At 72.1% G+C, this 14,866-nt stretch carries 18 protein-coding genes; 16 read left to right on the top strand and 2 right to left on the bottom strand.

Annotated elements, in window-relative coordinates; translation table 11 throughout:
* Positions 1 to 55 precede the first annotated feature (55 nt).
* The 7 genes from GGQ91_RS26175 (at position 56) to phnE (GGQ91_RS26145) (ending at position 6,280) form a co-directional block, all read left to right on the top strand.
* Positions 56 to 1,204: a glycosyltransferase gene (locus GGQ91_RS26175; RefSeq protein ID WP_179697195.1), complete on the top strand. Its 1,149-nt coding sequence runs from the start codon at positions 56 to 58 to the stop codon at positions 1,202 to 1,204.
* Positions 1,205 to 1,231: 27 nt separating this feature from the next.
* Positions 1,232 to 1,918, top strand: coding sequence for a DUF1045 domain-containing protein (locus GGQ91_RS26170; RefSeq protein ID WP_182593175.1), 687 nt, complete (start codon positions 1,232 to 1,234; stop codon positions 1,916 to 1,918).
* Positions 1,911 to 2,531 carry an LbetaH domain-containing protein gene (locus tag GGQ91_RS26165; RefSeq protein WP_182593174.1) on the top strand — a complete coding sequence of 207 codons (621 nt, stop codon included), beginning with the start codon at positions 1,911 to 1,913 and terminating at the stop codon, positions 2,529 to 2,531. Before GGQ91_RS26170 ends, GGQ91_RS26165 begins: the two co-directional genes overlap by 8 nt.
* 112 nt (positions 2,532 to 2,643) lie before the next feature.
* Positions 2,644 to 3,492 carry a phosphonate ABC transporter ATP-binding protein gene (gene phnC / locus GGQ91_RS26160; RefSeq protein WP_182593173.1) on the top strand — a complete coding sequence of 283 codons (849 nt, stop codon included), beginning with the start codon at positions 2,644 to 2,646 and terminating at the stop codon, positions 3,490 to 3,492.
* A 97-nt stretch (positions 3,493 to 3,589) separates the two neighbouring features.
* The gene (gene phnD / locus GGQ91_RS26155) at positions 3,590 to 4,519 is read left to right on the top strand and encodes a phosphonate ABC transporter substrate-binding protein (protein ID WP_182593172.1); all 930 of its coding nucleotides are present in this window, start codon (positions 3,590 to 3,592) and stop codon (positions 4,517 to 4,519) included.
* 16 nt (positions 4,520 to 4,535) lie between these two features.
* Positions 4,536 to 5,417 (top strand): phosphonate ABC transporter, permease protein PhnE, encoded by an 882-nt coding sequence (gene phnE / locus GGQ91_RS26150; RefSeq protein WP_043355022.1) that lies wholly within the window; start codon positions 4,536 to 4,538, stop codon positions 5,415 to 5,417.
* Complete coding sequence (gene phnE / locus GGQ91_RS26145; RefSeq protein WP_182593171.1) at positions 5,414 to 6,280, top strand: phosphonate ABC transporter, permease protein PhnE; 867 nt, start codon at positions 5,414 to 5,416, stop codon at positions 6,278 to 6,280. The genes phnE (GGQ91_RS26150) and phnE (GGQ91_RS26145) overlap by 4 nt, the downstream gene beginning before the upstream one ends.
* 46 nt (positions 6,281 to 6,326) lie before the next feature.
* Here phnE (GGQ91_RS26145) and phnF read toward each other — a convergent pair whose 3' ends face one another.
* Positions 6,327 to 7,070: a phosphonate metabolism transcriptional regulator PhnF gene (gene phnF, locus GGQ91_RS26140; protein WP_043387929.1), complete on the bottom strand. Its 744-nt coding sequence runs from the start codon at positions 7,068 to 7,070 to the stop codon at positions 6,327 to 6,329.
* 79 nt (positions 7,071 to 7,149) lie between these two features.
* On the opposite strand from phnF, the gene phnG reads away from it, so the two are divergent.
* From phnG to phnN, 8 genes are read left to right on the top strand one after another with little or no spacing between them, the layout of a single operon-like run.
* A complete protein-coding gene (phnG, locus tag GGQ91_RS26135; protein ID WP_170861899.1) occupies positions 7,150 to 7,620 on the top strand; it encodes a phosphonate C-P lyase system protein PhnG in 471 nt (156 codons plus the stop codon).
* Positions 7,621 to 7,622: 2 nt separating this feature from the next.
* A complete protein-coding gene (phnH, locus tag GGQ91_RS26130) occupies positions 7,623 to 8,210 on the top strand; it encodes a phosphonate C-P lyase system protein PhnH (RefSeq protein ID WP_182593170.1) in 588 nt (195 codons plus the stop codon).
* 3 nt (positions 8,211 to 8,213) lie between these two features.
* Entirely contained in the window at positions 8,214 to 9,320 is a 1,107-nt protein-coding gene (locus GGQ91_RS26125) for a carbon-phosphorus lyase complex subunit (RefSeq protein WP_043387925.1), read from the top strand.
* A gap of 11 nt (positions 9,321 to 9,331) precedes the next feature.
* The gene (locus GGQ91_RS26120) at positions 9,332 to 10,300 is read left to right on the top strand and encodes an alpha-D-ribose 1-methylphosphonate 5-phosphate C-P-lyase PhnJ (RefSeq protein WP_279901504.1); all 969 of its coding nucleotides are present in this window, start codon (positions 9,332 to 9,334) and stop codon (positions 10,298 to 10,300) included.
* Positions 10,297 to 11,070, top strand: coding sequence for a phosphonate C-P lyase system protein PhnK (gene phnK / locus GGQ91_RS26115; protein WP_075380844.1), 774 nt, complete (start codon positions 10,297 to 10,299; stop codon positions 11,068 to 11,070). Before GGQ91_RS26120 ends, phnK begins: the two co-directional genes overlap by 4 nt.
* Positions 11,067 to 11,774, top strand: a complete 708-nt coding sequence (gene phnL, locus GGQ91_RS26110) for a phosphonate C-P lyase system protein PhnL (protein ID WP_182593169.1) — start codon at positions 11,067 to 11,069, stop codon at positions 11,772 to 11,774. The genes phnK and phnL overlap by 4 nt, the downstream gene beginning before the upstream one ends.
* Positions 11,775 to 11,784: 10 nt before the next feature.
* The gene (locus GGQ91_RS26105; protein ID WP_043351241.1) at positions 11,785 to 12,921 is read left to right on the top strand and encodes an alpha-D-ribose 1-methylphosphonate 5-triphosphate diphosphatase; all 1,137 of its coding nucleotides are present in this window, start codon (positions 11,785 to 11,787) and stop codon (positions 12,919 to 12,921) included.
* Positions 12,921 to 13,451: a phosphonate metabolism protein/1,5-bisphosphokinase (PRPP-forming) PhnN gene (phnN, locus tag GGQ91_RS26100; RefSeq protein ID WP_179697188.1), complete on the top strand. Its 531-nt coding sequence runs from the start codon at positions 12,921 to 12,923 to the stop codon at positions 13,449 to 13,451. The genes GGQ91_RS26105 and phnN overlap by 1 nt, the downstream gene beginning before the upstream one ends.
* Before the next feature lie 147 nt (positions 13,452 to 13,598).
* Here phnN and GGQ91_RS26095 read toward each other — a convergent pair whose 3' ends face one another.
* Entirely contained in the window at positions 13,599 to 14,462 is an 864-nt protein-coding gene (locus GGQ91_RS26095) for an outer membrane protein (protein WP_043351243.1), read from the bottom strand.
* Positions 14,463 to 14,771: 309 nt separating this feature from the next.
* Here GGQ91_RS26095 and GGQ91_RS27960 point away from each other — a divergent pair.
* A partial coding sequence (locus GGQ91_RS27960) for a GTP-binding protein (protein WP_133250949.1) occupies positions 14,772 to 14,866 on the top strand: 95 nt, incomplete at its 3' end.

Raw genomic sequence — 14,866 nt, 5'->3', positions numbered from 1 at the left:
CGCGGTCCGGCCGCTAGCGGACCGGACCGCTCGCTTCATCGATCGAGGGATCCGCATGCTTGACGCCACGGTGCCGGCCCTGTCCCTCGGCGCGCTTCTGGCCCTCGTCCAGATCGTCAGCATCGGCGTCGCGGGCCGGCGCCTCGGCCGGAGCCACGGGCCGTCGCGGTTTCCGGACGGCGCGCCCGTCTCCGTGGTCCGTCCGCTTCACGGGATCGAGGCTTACAGCGAGGAGATGCTCACCCGGAGCTTCCGCCTCGACTACCCGTCCTACGAGCTGATCTTCTGCGTGGCCGACCCCGGGGACCCGATCGTGCCGATGGTCCGGCGGCTGATCGCGGCCCATCCGCGCGTGCCCGCCCGCCTGATCCTCGGCGACGAGCGCCTCTGCGAGAATCCGAAGCTCAACAATTGCCTGCGGGGCTGGCGGGCCGCCGCCCACGACTGGGTGGTGCTCGCCGATTCCAACGTGGCCATGCCGCCGGACTACCTCCAGCGGCTCCAGGCGGCGTGGCGGGACGATACCGGCCTCGTCTGCTCGACCCCCGCCGGGGCGCGCCCGGGCAGCTTCATGGCCGAGGTGGAATGCGCCTTCCTGAACACCCTGCAGGCCCGCTGGCAATACGCCGCCGAGGCGTTCGGGCTGGGCTTCGCGCAGGGCAAGAGCATGCTGTGGCACAAGCCCTTTCTTGAGGCGCAGGGCGGCCTGCAGGCGCTCGCGGCCGAGATCGCCGAGGACGCGGCCGCCACCAAGCTCGTCCGGGCCGCCGGCAAGCGGGTCCACCTCGTGGCGAGCCCGTTCGAGCAGCCGCTCGGGCCGCGCGGCTTCCAGGAGGTCTGGGCGCGGCAGCTGCGCTGGGCGCGCCTGCGCCGCGTGACCTTCCCGCTGTTCTTCGCTCCCGAGATCGGCAGCGGTGTCCTGTTGCCGGCGCTTCTCATCGCCCTCTGGGCCGGCAGCTTCACGGGCCTCGTCGGCGCTGCCGGCCTCGCCGGCCTGTGCTATGCCGCCGAGCACCGGCTCGCGATCCGCGCGGGCTGGCACCGTTCGCCCCGCCTGCTGGCGGCCTTCCTGGTGCGCGACGCCCTGATCCCGGCGATCTGGCTCGGCGCCTGGATGCAGAGCGCCATCGTGTGGCGGGGCAACGCCATGGACGTGCGCCCCCGGCGGGCCGCCGAGGCGCGTCCCTACGCGCCGACGGCCTGACGGCGGCCGACGATCGGAGGCCGAAAGGTGTCGCGCCGCTACGCTCTCTACTGCCTGCCCGCCCCGGGTTCCCGGCTGGAGGCCTTCGGCCGGTCCGTCTTCGGCACCGACCCCGTCTCGGGGGCGTCGGTCCCGCACCCGGAGGGCTTGAGCGACCTCGCCGCCGTCACGGCGGGGGCCCGGATCTACGGGTTCCACGCCACCCTCAAGGCGCCGCTGCGCCTCGCGGCGGGCACCACGGAGGCGGATCTCGTCGCCGCCACCCGTGACCTCGCGGCCGCGCACCCGCCGGTGGCGGTGGGCCCGCTCCGGGTCGCCACCCTCGGGCCGTTCCTCGCCCTCGTGCCGGAAGCTCCCCCGCCGGAGCTGGGGCTCTTCGCCGCCGAGTGCGTCGCCGCCCTCGACCCGTTCCGTGCGCCGCTCACCGAGGCCGAGCGCGCCAAGCGCCGCCCGGAGCGCCTCGACCCGCGCGGGCGGGCGCTGCTGGCGCGCTGGGGCTACCCGTACGTGTTCGAGGCCTTCCGCTTCCACATGACCCTGACCGACGCCCTGCCGGAGGCGGAGCGCGAAGCCTGGCACCGGCGCCTGTCCGAGGCCTACGCCGCCGCGGGGCCGGAGCCCCTTGTGATCGACGCCGTGTGCCTCCTGACCCAGGACGGGTCCGGCCCGTTCCGGCTCCTGGCGCGCCTGCCCTTCGGAGAGCCCCGTGGTTGACCGTCCCCTCGGACTCGAACCCGCACGCGATCCCAGCGCCCGGGTCGTGGATTGCCGCCTCGGCCACTACACGGAGGTCGGCGCGCGAACCCGCCTCACCGAGACGATCCTCGACGATTATTCCTACATCGGTCAGGATTGCGAGGTGATCTACACGACCATCGGCAAGTTCTGCTCGATCGCCGCCAGCGTGCGGATCAATCCCGGCAACCACCCGATGGAGCGCGCGTCGCAGGCGCATTTCACCTACCGGGCACGAGCCTACTGGCCGGAGGAGTCCGACGAGCCCGCCTTCTTCGACCGGCGCCGGGCGAGCCCGGTGGCGATCGGCCACGATGTCTGGATCGGCCACGGCGTCGTTGTCCTGCCCGGCCGCACCATCGGCACCGGCGCCGTGGTCGGCGCGGGCGCCATCGTCACCCGCGACGTCGAACCCTACACGATCGTTGTCGGCAATCCCGCCAAACCGGTCCGGCGCCGCTTCCCCGAGGCCATCGCCGAACGTCTGATGCGCCTGGCATGGTGGGACTGGGATCACGAACGGCTGCGCCGGGCGCTTCCGGATTTCCGCGGCCTGCCCATCGAAGCATTCCTCGAGCGCTATGAAGTTTAAGCCGGCTATCAAAATGTAAGAATTGTGCCGGCAAACATAACCGATCTGTATTCGTCATCCAATCGTCGTGAAATCGGCGTTTACCTGCGGCCATTCCCCGGCGGATGGTGGCATGCTGGTTATCGAGGATCTCACGCGCCAGTACGGCGACCGGCGCGCCGTCGACGGCGTGTCGCTCCGGATCGAGCCCGGCAGCTTCGTCGGCGTGATCGGCCGGTCGGGCGCCGGCAAGTCGACGCTGCTGCGCCTGATCAACCGGCTGGCGGACCCGAGTTCGGGGCGCATTCTCCACGACGGCCGTGAGGTCACCACCCTGCGGGGCCGCGACCTGCGCGAATGGCGGACCCGCTGCGCCATGATCTTCCAGCAGTTCAACCTCGTCGGCCGCCTCGACGTGATGACCAACGTGCTGATGGGCCGGCTCAGCCACGTGCCGAGCTACCGTTCCCTGCTGCGGCAATGGTCCGCCGAAGACCGGGCCATGGCGCTCGCCGCCCTGGAGGGCTTCGACATGGGCGAGTTCGCCGGCCAGCGCGCCGACGGCCTGTCGGGCGGGCAGCAGCAGCGGGTCGCCATCGCCCGCGCCCTCGTGCAGGAGCCCGAGATCCTGCTCGCCGACGAGCCGGTGGCCTCCCTCGACCCGCGCAACACCCGGCTCGTGATGGACGCGCTGGCCGAGGTGAACCGGCGCTACGGCATCACGGTGCTGTGCAACCTGCACTCCCTCGACCTCGCGCGCGCCTATTGCGACCGCCTCGTGGGCCTCGCGGCCGGGCGGGTCGTGTTCGAGGGCGGACCGTTCGACCTCACCGAGGACGTGGCGCGCCGGCTCTACGGCCTGGAGGCCGGCGAGGTGCTGGACGATTCCGCGCAGCGCGAGGCGGAGCAGCGGGCCGCGATGCCCGGCCGGCCCGGTCTCGTGCCGGCGCGGCCGGTCCGCGAGGCCGCCCTCGGCGCCTGATCCGGGCCCTCCAAGCCCCAACAACCATTCGGGAAACGCGCGACCGGCCTCCGGCCGGCCGAACTTCCTGCCCTACGCCGTCACGAAGGACGACACGATGATCACCCGACGCACTCTCGCCGGCGCCGCCGCGGCTCTCGCCCTCCTCGGCCTGCCGGCCGCCGCCCAGGACTGGAAGGCCCAGTATCCGGAGCTGACGCTCGGCGTGATCCCGGCCGAGAACGCCTCGGGCACCGCCGACCGCTGGGCGCCGCTCACCGCCTACCTGACCAAGACGCTCGGCGTGCCGGTGAAGCTGCGGGTGGCGAGCGACTACGCCGCCGTCATCGAGGGCCAGCGGGCCGGCAACATCCAGATCGCGTGGTACGGGCCGGCCTCCTTCGCGCGGGCCGTGATGACCGGCGTGAAGATCGAGCCGATCGTCAACCAGAAGCACGAGACCGGCGCCTCGGGCTACTATTCGGTGGTCTACGTTCTGGCCTCCAGCCCCTACAAGACCGTCGAGGATCTCAAGGGCAAGAACCTCGCCCTGGTCGATCCGAACTCCACCTCGGGCAACCAGGCGCCGCGCTTCTTCCTGAAGCGGGCCGGCTACGACGTGGAGAAGTTCTTCGGCAAGACCTTCTACGCCGGCAGCCACGAGAACGCCGTGCTGGCGCTCACCCAGGGCACGGCCGACGCCGCCGCCAACCTGTGGAATTCCGAGACCGACACGATGGTCACCCGCATGGCCGCCAAGGGCATGCTCAAGAAGCCCGACGGCACGCCGATGCAGCAATCGGACTTCCGGGTCGTGTTCAAGTCCGACTTCCTGCCGGAGGGGCCCTTCGCCATGCTGACGAGCCTGCCGGACGACCTGAAGGCCAGGATCCGCGACGCCTTCGTGGCCCTGCCGAAGGCCGACAAGGCCGCCTTCGACCGTCTCTCCGACGGCAAGGACCAGGATCTGACGCCGGTGACCCTCAAGGATTATCAGCCGATCATCGACATGCTGCGGTTCAACGACGAGCAGCGCCGGAAGTCCTGATCCGGGCCCGCCCGCCTTGCGCGGTCTGACACCCCTGTCGCCGGAGCGGGAAGCCGCCCTCTCCGGCCTCTACGCGGCGGCGACCGGCGCTGCGCGCCGCCGCACGCTGGCGGGCTTCGCCCTTGTGGCGGCGCTCGCCCTGGTCGCCGGCTTGGTCGCCGAGGTGCGGCCGCTGGTCTTCGCCGAGAACATCGGCAAGTTCACCGCCTACATCCAGCAGATCCTGCCGCCGATCAGCCTCGAGCACCCGCTCGAAGACGTCCGCAGCTGGTACTGGGGCCTGCCCAAATGGCTGGGCCTGCTGGGCGAGACCCTGCTCATGGCCTATCTCGGGACGCTGCTCGGGGGGCTCGCGGGCTTCGCCCTCAGCTTCGTGGCCGCCGCCAACCTCGTGCGGTCGCGCCTGCTGCGCGTCGGCGCCAAGCGCCTCCTAGAGCTGTGCCGCACCGTCCCCGAGGTGGTGTTCGCCCTCATCTTCGTGATCGCCTTCGGGCTCGGCCCGATGGTGGGCGTGCTCGCCATCGCGATCCACACCACGGGGGCGCTCGGCAAGCTGTTCTCCGAGGTGGTCGAGAACATCGACATGCGGCCCGTCGAGGGCCTGTCGGCCTCGGGCGCCACCTGGGTCCAGACGGTACGCTTCGCGGTGCTGCCGCAGGTGCTGTCGAACTTCGCCTCCTACGCGCTGCTGCGCTTCGAGATCAACGTGCGCGGGGCCGGGGTGATGGGCTTCGTCGGCGCCGGCGGCATCGGCCAGGAATTCCTCGTGGCGATCCGAAATTTCTACTACGCGGACGTGAGCGCGATCCTCGTGCTGATCATCCTGACCGTGTTCTGCATCGACCTCGCCACCGAGCGGGTCCGTCACCGCCTGATCGGCGCGGAGCAGGCCCGATGAGCGCGCGTCCCGAGGCCCTGCGGGCGGCGGCCCGGGCCGACCTCGCCCGCCTGCGCGCGCGCTACCCCGCGCAGTTCCGCACCGACTGGCCGGGGCGGGCGCGGCTCGCCGCCCTGCTCGCCGTCCTGATCGGGCTCGCGGCGTTCGGCTACTGGCGCCTCGACTTCTCGATGGCGCGGATCCTCCACGGGCTCGGGCGGCTCGGTACCTTCGCGGTGCTGATGCTGCCGCCGTCCCCGGAGGGCCAGTTCTGGACCTTCCTGCACGCGCTGGGCGAGACCCTGGGCATCGCCTTCCTGGGCACGCTGACGGCGGCGGTCTTCGCCTTCCCGGTGGCGTTCCTGGCGGCCCGGAACGTCGTGCCCAACCCCTTCGCGCGGTTCGCCGTCCGCCGCGGCCTCGACGTGATGCGCTCGGTGGACGTGCTGATCTGGGCGCTGATCTGGATCAACGTCGTGGGCCTGGGCCCCTTCGCGGGGGCGCTCGCCATCGCGTGCTCGGATTTCGGGGCGCTCGGAAAGCTGTTCTCCGAGGCGATCGAGACCTGCGACAAGCGTGCCGGCGAGGGCGTCGTCGCCTCGGGCGGCTCGCGCCTGCACCGCATCCGCTTCGGGCTGATCCCCGGGGTCCTGCCGGTGCTGGCGAGCCAGGTCCTGTACTTCTTCGAGTCGAACACCCGGTCGGCGACGATCATCGGCATCGTCGGCGCCGGGGGCATCGGTCAATACCTCACCGAGCTGATCCGCGTTCTGGAGCTGCAGCAGGTCGCCTTCCTGGTGCTGATGATTCTCGTCACCGTGGCGGCGATCGACTGGGTCTCGACCCGCCTGCGCCGGGCGATCATCGGGCCGGCGGCGCGCTGAGCCGGCGGCCCGATAAACCGCCGATCACCCGCCGATCACCCGCCGATCACCCGCCGATCACCAGCTCCACCCGGTCGGCGGCGAACAGGGTGCGGTTCGCCTGGATCGGCACGCCGGCAGGATCGATGTTGACGCTCGACACCACCAGAACGACCCGCCCCGGGGCGATGTCGAGGCGCTGCGCCTCCGCGGAATCGGCCGGCCGGGCGCGGATGCGCGTCGAGAGCCGGGTATAGTCGTGCAGGCCGCAGGCCGCGAAAGCCCGGGTGATCGAGCCGCGCTCGGCATAGGCCTCGGCGAAGCCCGCGAAGCGCGGCAGCGGCAGCCAGGTCAGCGCCGTCGAGAGCGGGGCGTCGTCCGCCCGGTGGACCGTCAGCAGCTCCAGGATCGGCGCGCCGGGGGCGAGGGCCAGAGCTGCCGCCTGCTCGGGCCCGGCCGGGACCGTAGTCGAGGCGACGAGGTCGCCCCAGGCCTCGCGTCCGGCCCCGGCGACGATCTCGGAGAACCGCGTGCGCGGCCCGATCGGGTAGGCGAGGGGTGCCTCCTCCACGAAGGTGCCCCGGCCCTGGCTGGCGCGCACGAGCCCGCCCTCGGCGAGCGCCGCGAGGGCACGTCGCACGGTGTGCCGGTTCACGGCGAAGCGCGCCGCCAGGGCGGCCTCGGCGGGCAGCTGCTGTCCCGGCGGATAGCGCCCCGCCGCGATCTCGGCCGTCAGCGCGTCGGCGATCTGCCGCCACGCCGTCAGACCCTCGCCCCGGACGAGGCCGGGTGCCTGCTCCTGCGCATCCATCCTGTCATCCAAACTTCATTTGTGCGGCGCACGCCAGTTGTCTATACACCTATACAACCGAGCGACGGAGGGATTCGCGATGACGACGAGCCCGAGACATCCGGCATCCGAGGGGGAGATCGGGGCGCGCCAGGCCGTGATGGCGCTCTGTGCCGAGGCGAGCCGCACGGACCTGGAGGCGGCCCTGTCGGTCCTCGACACCCCCGCCGCCGCGGATCTCCGGCCGCCGGAGACGGGGCTCGTGATGGCCTCAGGCCGGATCGGCGGCGACGGGCGCCCGTTCAACCTCGGCGAGGTCAGCGTGACCCGGGCCGCCATCCGCCTCGCGGACGGTCCGGCCGGCTTCGCCTACCATCTCGGCCGCGACCGCACGAAGGCGCGGCTCGCCGCGATCCTCGACGCCCTCTGGCAGGACCCGGACCGGCGCGCCCGGGTCGAGGCCGCCCTGGCGCCCGCCGCCCGGCGGCTCGCGGCGGACCGGCAACAGGCGGCCCGGCGCACGGCGGCCACCCGGGTCGACTTCCTGACCCTCGCCCGCGGAGACGATTGAGCATGCTCGCCCCCGGCTTCGCCGATCCGGTCCACGACGCGCAGGGCACCTTCCGCGCCGTGATGGACGCCCTCGCCCGCCCCGGGCTCGTCCGGCCGCTCGCCCCGTTCCTCGCGCCGCCCGCGCCGCTCACGCCGGAACTGGCCGCCGTCGCACTGGCGCTCACCGACGCCGACACGCCGGTCTGGCTGGATCCGGCCCTCGCCGAAGCCGCGGACGTCGCGGCTTACCTGCGCTTTCACACCGGCGCGCCGCTCACCGACGATCCGGCCCGGGCCGCCTTCGCGCTGGTCCGCGAGTCTCGACGCTGCCCGCCGCTGGGCCGGTTCGCCCTCGGCACGCCGGCCTACCCCGACACCTCCACCACCCTGGTGCTCGCCCTCGACACGATCACGGATGGGCAGGGGCTGAGCCTCTCCGGCCCGGGCGTCCGGGGCACGGTCCGGGTCGCGCCGGGACCTCTGCCGGACGGCTTCGCGGCGCAATGCGCCGAGAACCGCGCCGACTTTCCGCTGGGCGTCGACCTGATCCTCACCGCGCCCGGCCGCGTGGCCGGTCTGCCGCGCTCCACGACGGTCACGGAGGCCTGACCCATGTACGTGGCCGTGAAGGGCGGCGAGGCCGCCATCGACAACGCCCATCGGCTCCTCGCCGAGGCCCGCCGGGGCGACCCCGCCGTTCCGGAACTCTCCGTGGCGCAGATCCGCGAGCAGATGGCGCTGCTCGTCGACCGGGTGATGACCGAGGGCTCGCTCTACGATCCGGACCTCGCGGCCCTGGCGCTCAAGCAGGCGCGCGGCGACGTGGTCGAGGCGGTGTTCCTGGTCCGCGCCTACCGGACCACGCTGCCCCGCTTCGGTGCCTCCGCGCCGGTCGACACCGGCACCATGGCGGTCGAGCGCCGGGTCTCCGCGACCTTCAAGGACCTGCCCGGCGGGCAGGTGCTCGGGCCGACCTTCGACTACACCCACCGGCTCGTCGACTTCGCGCTCGCGGCGGATACCGCCTCCGAGCCCGCCGCCGAGGCCGAGCCGCGCGCCGATGCCGGAACCTGCCCGCGGGTCACCGACCTGCTGGCCCAGGACGGGCTGATCGAGGCCTCGCCGCCGGACGACGGCGCCCCCGTGGGCGACCTCACCCGCGAGCCCGTGGATTACCCCGCCGACCGGGCCCTGCGCCTCCAGGCGCTCGCCCGGGGCGACGAGGGCTTCGTGCTCGGCCTCGCCTACTCGACGCAGCGCGGCTACGGCCGCACCCACCCGTTCGTCGGCGAGATCCGGGTCGGCGCGGTGGCGGTGGAGTTCGTGCCCGAGGAGCTGGGCTTCGCGGTCCCCCTCGGCCGGGTGCGGCTCACCGAGTGCCAGATGGTCAACCAGTTCAAGGGCTCGGGCGCGGCCGCGCCCCAGTTCACCCGCGGCTACGGGCTGAGCTTCGGGCAGAGCGAGCGCAAGGCCATGGCAATGGCCCTGGTGGACCGGGCGCTGCGCGCGGAGGAGCTCGGCGAGCCGGTGGCGAGCCCCGCCCAGGACCAGGAATTCGTGCTGGCCCATTGCGACAGCCTCCAGGCGACCGGCTTCGTCGAGCACCTGAAGCTCCCCCACTACGTCGACTTCCAGGCCGAGCTGGAGCTGGTCCGACGCCTGCGCGCCGAGTTCGAGCGCAAGACCGAGACCGTCGAGATGCAGGAGGCCGCCGAATGAGCGCGACAGGGATGTCCCCCTTCCTTGGTGGCTCCGCTTCCCGGGAGCTTCCGGGCCGCGCGCCGGATGACGCACAGGTTCCCTCTCCCGAACGGGACAGGGGGATCGTCGCGTCCGTCCTCGACGCGGCAGGAAACGCGCGCGGCTCCGGCTACAACTTCGCTTATCTCGACGAGGGCACGAAGCGGATGATCCGCCGCGCCATCCTCAAGGCCATCGCGGTGCCGGGCTACCAGGTGCCCTTCGCCTCCCGCGAGATGCCGATGCCCTACGGCTGGGGCACCGGCGGCGTGCAGGTCACGGCGGCGATCCTCGGGCAATCGGACGTGCTCAAGGTCATCGACCAGGGGGCCGACGACACCACCAACGCGGTCTCGATCCGCCGCTTCTTCGCCAAGACCTCCGGGGTGGCCACCACCACCCGCACGACGGAGGCGACGGTGATCCAGACCCGCCACCGCATCCCCGAGACGCCGCTCACCGAGGGGCAGATTCTGGTCTATCAGGTGCCGATCCCCGAGCCCCTGCGCTTCCTCGAACCGCGCGAGACCGAGACGCGCCAGCTCCACGCGCTGGCCGAGTACGGCGCCATGCACGTCAAGCTCTACGAGGACATCAGCCGGCACGGGCACATCGCCACCACCTACGCGTACCCGGTGGAGGTCGCCGGCCGTTACGTGATGGACCCGTCGCCGACGCCGAAATTCGACAATCCCAAGATGGACGACTGCCCGGCGCTCCAGCTCTTCGGCGCGGGCCGCGAGCGGCGGATCTACGCGGTGCCCCCCTACACGCGGGTGCGCAGCCTCGATTTCGAGGATCACCCGTTCCGCGTGCAGGAATTCACGCAGCCCTGCGCCCTGTGCGGCGCCCGCGGCCACTACCTCGACGAGGTGGTCACCGACGATTCCGGAGGCCGGATGTTCATCTGCTCCGACACCGACATCTGCGAGACCCGTGTCGCGGAGGCGGCCCGATGAGCGCGCCGCTCCTCTCCGCCCACGGCCTGACCAAGACCTACGGCAACCGGCTCGCCTGCGCGGGCATCGACCTCGACATCACGGAGGGCGAGGTGCTGGCCATCGTGGGCGAGTCCGGCTCGGGCAAGTCGACGCTCCTGTCGCTGCTCGCCGGCGAGCTGGCGCCCGATTCGGGTGAGGTCCGCTACCGGATGCGCGACGGGCAGACCCGCAGCCTCGCCGATCTCGGACCCGCCGCGCTGCGCCGGCTGATGCGCACCGACTGGGGCTTCGTCCGCCAGGACGCCCGCCAGGGCCTGCGCATGGCGGTCTCGGCCGGCGGCAATGTCGGCGAGCGGCTGATGGGCATGGGCGAGCGCCATTACGGCCGGATCCGCGGCCAGGCGCTGGACTGGCTCGGCCGGGTCGAGATCGAGGCCGGCCGGGTGGACGACCCGCCCAGCCAGTTCTCCGGCGGCATGCGCCAGCGCCTCCAGATCGCCCGCAACCTCGTCACCGGGCCGCGCCTCGTGCTGATGGACGAGCCGACCTCCGGCCTCGACGTCTCGGTCCAGGCCCGGCTCCTCGATCTGATCCGGCGGCTCTCGGCCGAGCTCGGCCTCGCGGTGATCATCGTGACCCACGACCTCGCGGTGGCGCGGCTGCTCTCACACCGGATCGCCGTGATGCGGGCCGGCCGGGTGATCGAGACGGGCCTCACCGACCGGGTGCTCGACGATCCCGAGCACGCCTACACCCAGCTCCTCGTCGCCTCGGTGCTCGCCGCATGACTGCGCTTCTGACCTTCCAGGACGTCGCCAAGAGCTTCACCCTGCACCTGCGCGGCGGGATCGTCCTGCCGGTGGTGGGCGGCGTGAGCCTCGTGGTCGAGCCCGGCGAGTGCGTGGTGCTCGGCGGCCCCTCGGGGGCGGGCAAGTCCTCGCTCCTGAAGATGGCCTACGGCAATTACCGCTGCGATGCCGGCGCCATCCGGGTCCGCGACGGCGAGGCCGTGGTGGACGTCGTCCGGGCCGATCCGCGAGTGGTCCTGGCGCTGCGGGCGCGGGTCATCGCCTACGTGTCGCAGTTCCTGCGGGTGATCCCGCGGGTCCCGGCCCTCGACGTGGTCGAGGCCGCCGGCCGCGAGGGCGGGTTGTCCGAAGAGGCGGCCCGCGCCCGGGCCAAGGATCTGCTCGCCCGGCTCAACCTGCCCGAGCGGCTCTGGGGCCTGCCGCCCGCGACCTTCTCGGGAGGCGAGCAGCAGCGGGTCAACATCGCCCGGGGCCTGATCGCCGACCGGCCGCTCCTGCTCCTCGACGAGCCGACCGCCTCCCTGGACGCGCAGAACCGCGCCGTGGTGGCCGACCTCGTGCGCGAGAAGCTGAAGGCCGGCGCCGGCGTGCTCGGCATCTTCCACGACAGCGAGATGCGCGACGCTGTGGCGACCCGGGTGGTCGATGTCACCCGCTTCGCGCCGCAAGCCCGGGCAGCCTGAGGAATTCACGATGGACGACTTCATCCTCGAGAACGCGACCCTGGTCCTGCCCGACCGGGTGCAGCGCGGCTGGCTCGCCGTCTCCGACGGGGCGATCATCGAGATCGGCGAGGGCCGGGCGCCCGCGCGCGGCCTCGATTGCGGCGGCGATTACCTGATCCCCGGGCTGATCGAGCTGCACACCGACCATCTGGAGAGCCACTACGCGCCGCGCCCCAAGGTCCGCTGGCATCCGCTCGGCGCGGTGCTCGCCTACGACGCGCAGATCACCGCCTCGGGCATCACCACGGTGTTCGATTCGCTCCGCGCCGGCAGCGACCCGGACGGCAGCGGCCTCGGCTCCGAGCTGGAGCAACTCGCCGGCGCCATCGCCGCCGCGCGGGCCGGCGACCTGTTCCGGGCCGAGCACTTCACGCATCTGCGCTGCGAATTGCCCTCCACGGATGTGCTCGACACGGTGGCGACCTTCACGGCCCGCTACCCGGTGGGGCTGATCTCGCTCATGGACCACACCCCCGGCCAGCGGCAGTTCCGCGACATGGAGAAGTACTACACCTACGCCACGCGCGGCGGCCGTCCCATGGAGGAGATCCGCGCCAACACCGAGCGCAAGATCCGCGACGGTCGGTCGCTGAATGCGAAGAACCGGCCGGCCCTGGTCCAGTTCGCCCGCGAGATGGGGATCCCGCTGGCGAGCCACGACGACACCACCCTGGCGGATGTCGACCTCGCGGTCGGCGAAGGCGTGCGGCTGGCCGAGTTTCCCACCACCCTGGAGGCGGCCGAGGCCGCGCACCGCCAGGGCATCACCGTGATGATGGGAGCGCCGAACCTGATCCGCGGCGGCTCGCATTCCGGCAACGTCGCCGCCCTGGCGCTGGCCGAGGCCGGGCACCTCGACATCCTCTCGTCGGACTACGTGCCGGCGAGCCTCTTGATGGCGGCCTTCCTGCTGCCCGAGCAGGCACCGTCGATCACGCTGCCCGAGGCGCTGGCCACCGTCACGGCGAATCCCGCCCGCGCCACCGGGCTCACCGACCGGGGCGCCCTGGCGCCCGGGCTGCGGGCCGATCTCGTGCGCGTGCAGCGGGCCGAGGGCGTGCCGGTCGTCCGCGAGGTCTGGCGCGCCGGCCGGCGGGTCGCCTGATGCCGGGCTGCCTCGTCCTCGTGGTCGGCCCGAGCGGAGCCGGCAAGGACACGCTGATCCGGCTGGCCCGGGCGGCCCTGGCGGACGATCCGCGCTACGTCTTCCCGCGGCGTCTCGTGACCCGGCCACCCTCGGCGGACGAGGACAACGACGAGATCGACGAGGCTGCGTTCGCGGATGGCTGCACGGCCGGCCGCTTCACCTTGAGCTGGCGCGCCCATGGCCTCGGCTACGCCCTCCCGGCGGAGGCTGGAAGGCGCGCCGCCGACGGTCAGGTTGTGATCTGCAACGTCTCGCGCCGCGTCGTCGCGGAGGCGCGGAGGACCTGCCCGCGGGTGAGCGTCGTCGAAGTCACCGCGCCGCCCGAGATCCTGGCGCAGCGTATCGCCGCCCGGGGCCGGCCGCAGGACGGCGACCTCGCCGCGCGTCTCGCCCGGGAGGGCGACGTCGTCGCGGATCTGACGATCCTCAACACCGGCTCCCCGGGCGACGCCGCGTCGCGGCTCGTCGCGCATCTGCGCGCCTGCTGACGGGACATCTTCGTCCCACGCCGGGTGCGACGGTCGGGTCGCGGCGGCCGATGCACCGATCGCGCCGGAGCAACGAAAAAGGGCGGGTGCCGATATCGGCACCCGCCCTTGTTGGTCTCGGCCGGGGAAGCCCCGGCGCCGTCGGTCTCAGAGGCCGCCGAACTTGTAGTTGAAGCCGGCGCGAACGATGCTGCCCTCGGTGCGGAAGCGCGAGATGTACGCGCCGTTGCCGACACCCGGGACCGCGCCGACGAGCACGTTCTGGCTGCCGAGGTCGTAGTGCAGGTACTCGGCCTTCACCGTGATGGCGTCGTACTTGATGCCGATGTAGCGGCCGAGCGCGAAGGTGTTCAGGAAGCTGTCGGTGGGCAGGGCGAACTCGATGCCGCCGCCGTAGGCGTAGCCGACCTTGAAGTCGTCGTAGCGGCCGGCGAACTGCAGGCGGCCGCCCGGGGTGTAGAAGTTGGCGTCGTGGAACACGTTGCCGTAGGCGAGGCCGCCCATCCCGTAGACCAGAACGCGGTCGAAGGCGTAGCCGACGCGGCCCGTGAGGGTGCCGAGCCAGTCGAGGCTCTGGCGGAACTGGCTGATGTTCGGCGGGCCGCCGGCGACGTTGCCGGTGCCGAGGACGACGCGGTTCTTGGTGATGTCGGTCCAGTCGATGCTGTTGGCGAGACCGACGACGATGCCGGAGCCCGGCGTGAACTGGTAGTTGTAGCCGGCGGTGCCGCCGATGTTGGCGAAGCCGTCCTGCGTGGTCGAGGTCAGGAAGGGACGGCGGCCGAGGGCCACATTGGTGGCGTTGCCCGGCTGGACGCCGACCGTGGTGATGCGCTCACGATCCGTGAAGGTGTAGGCGGACTCGAGACCGGCGTAGAAGCCCGTCCAGGTGAAGACCGGCACCGGCGTGAAGACCGGCGGCGGCGCGGCCCGGCGCGGCAGGTCGGCGGCCGAAGCGGCCGTCGTGACCAGCGCCGTCGCGGCGGTGGCGAGGAGGAACTTCTTCATCATGGCGGGGGGTCCGAGGTGATGCGTTGTTGTCCCCACTTAAGCTCGGCCGCACGGATCCCGCTATGCCCGCGAAGCCACACTGTGGCGCGAAAGCGGCGTGGATACTGCCTGTGATTGATGTTTCGGCGTTCAAGACTCATGGCCGCGGCTTGACAGCAGAGCCGGTCGTCGGGCGCCCGCGCGCCGCGGAGCTTGATCCCTGGCGGCCGACCCTCTAAGCGGACCGCGTTTTTCGCCCCTGTCCGAGCTTCGGGGCGGCTGACCAGGATTCGGGGCCCTTGGGTGGTCCCCGCCGCAGGAATGGGAATCATGGGCAAGGAAAAGTTCTCCCGCACCAAGCCGCACTGCAACATTGGCACGATTGGTCACGTTGACCACGGCAAGACGTCGTTGACGGCGGCGAT

This window comes from Methylobacterium fujisawaense, assembly GCF_014138435.1.
GTDB lineage: Bacteria > Pseudomonadota > Alphaproteobacteria > Rhizobiales > Beijerinckiaceae > Methylobacterium > Methylobacterium fujisawaense.
Note: the sequence above shows the minus strand (reverse complement) of the source record. Positions and strands in the feature narration are given on the sequence as shown.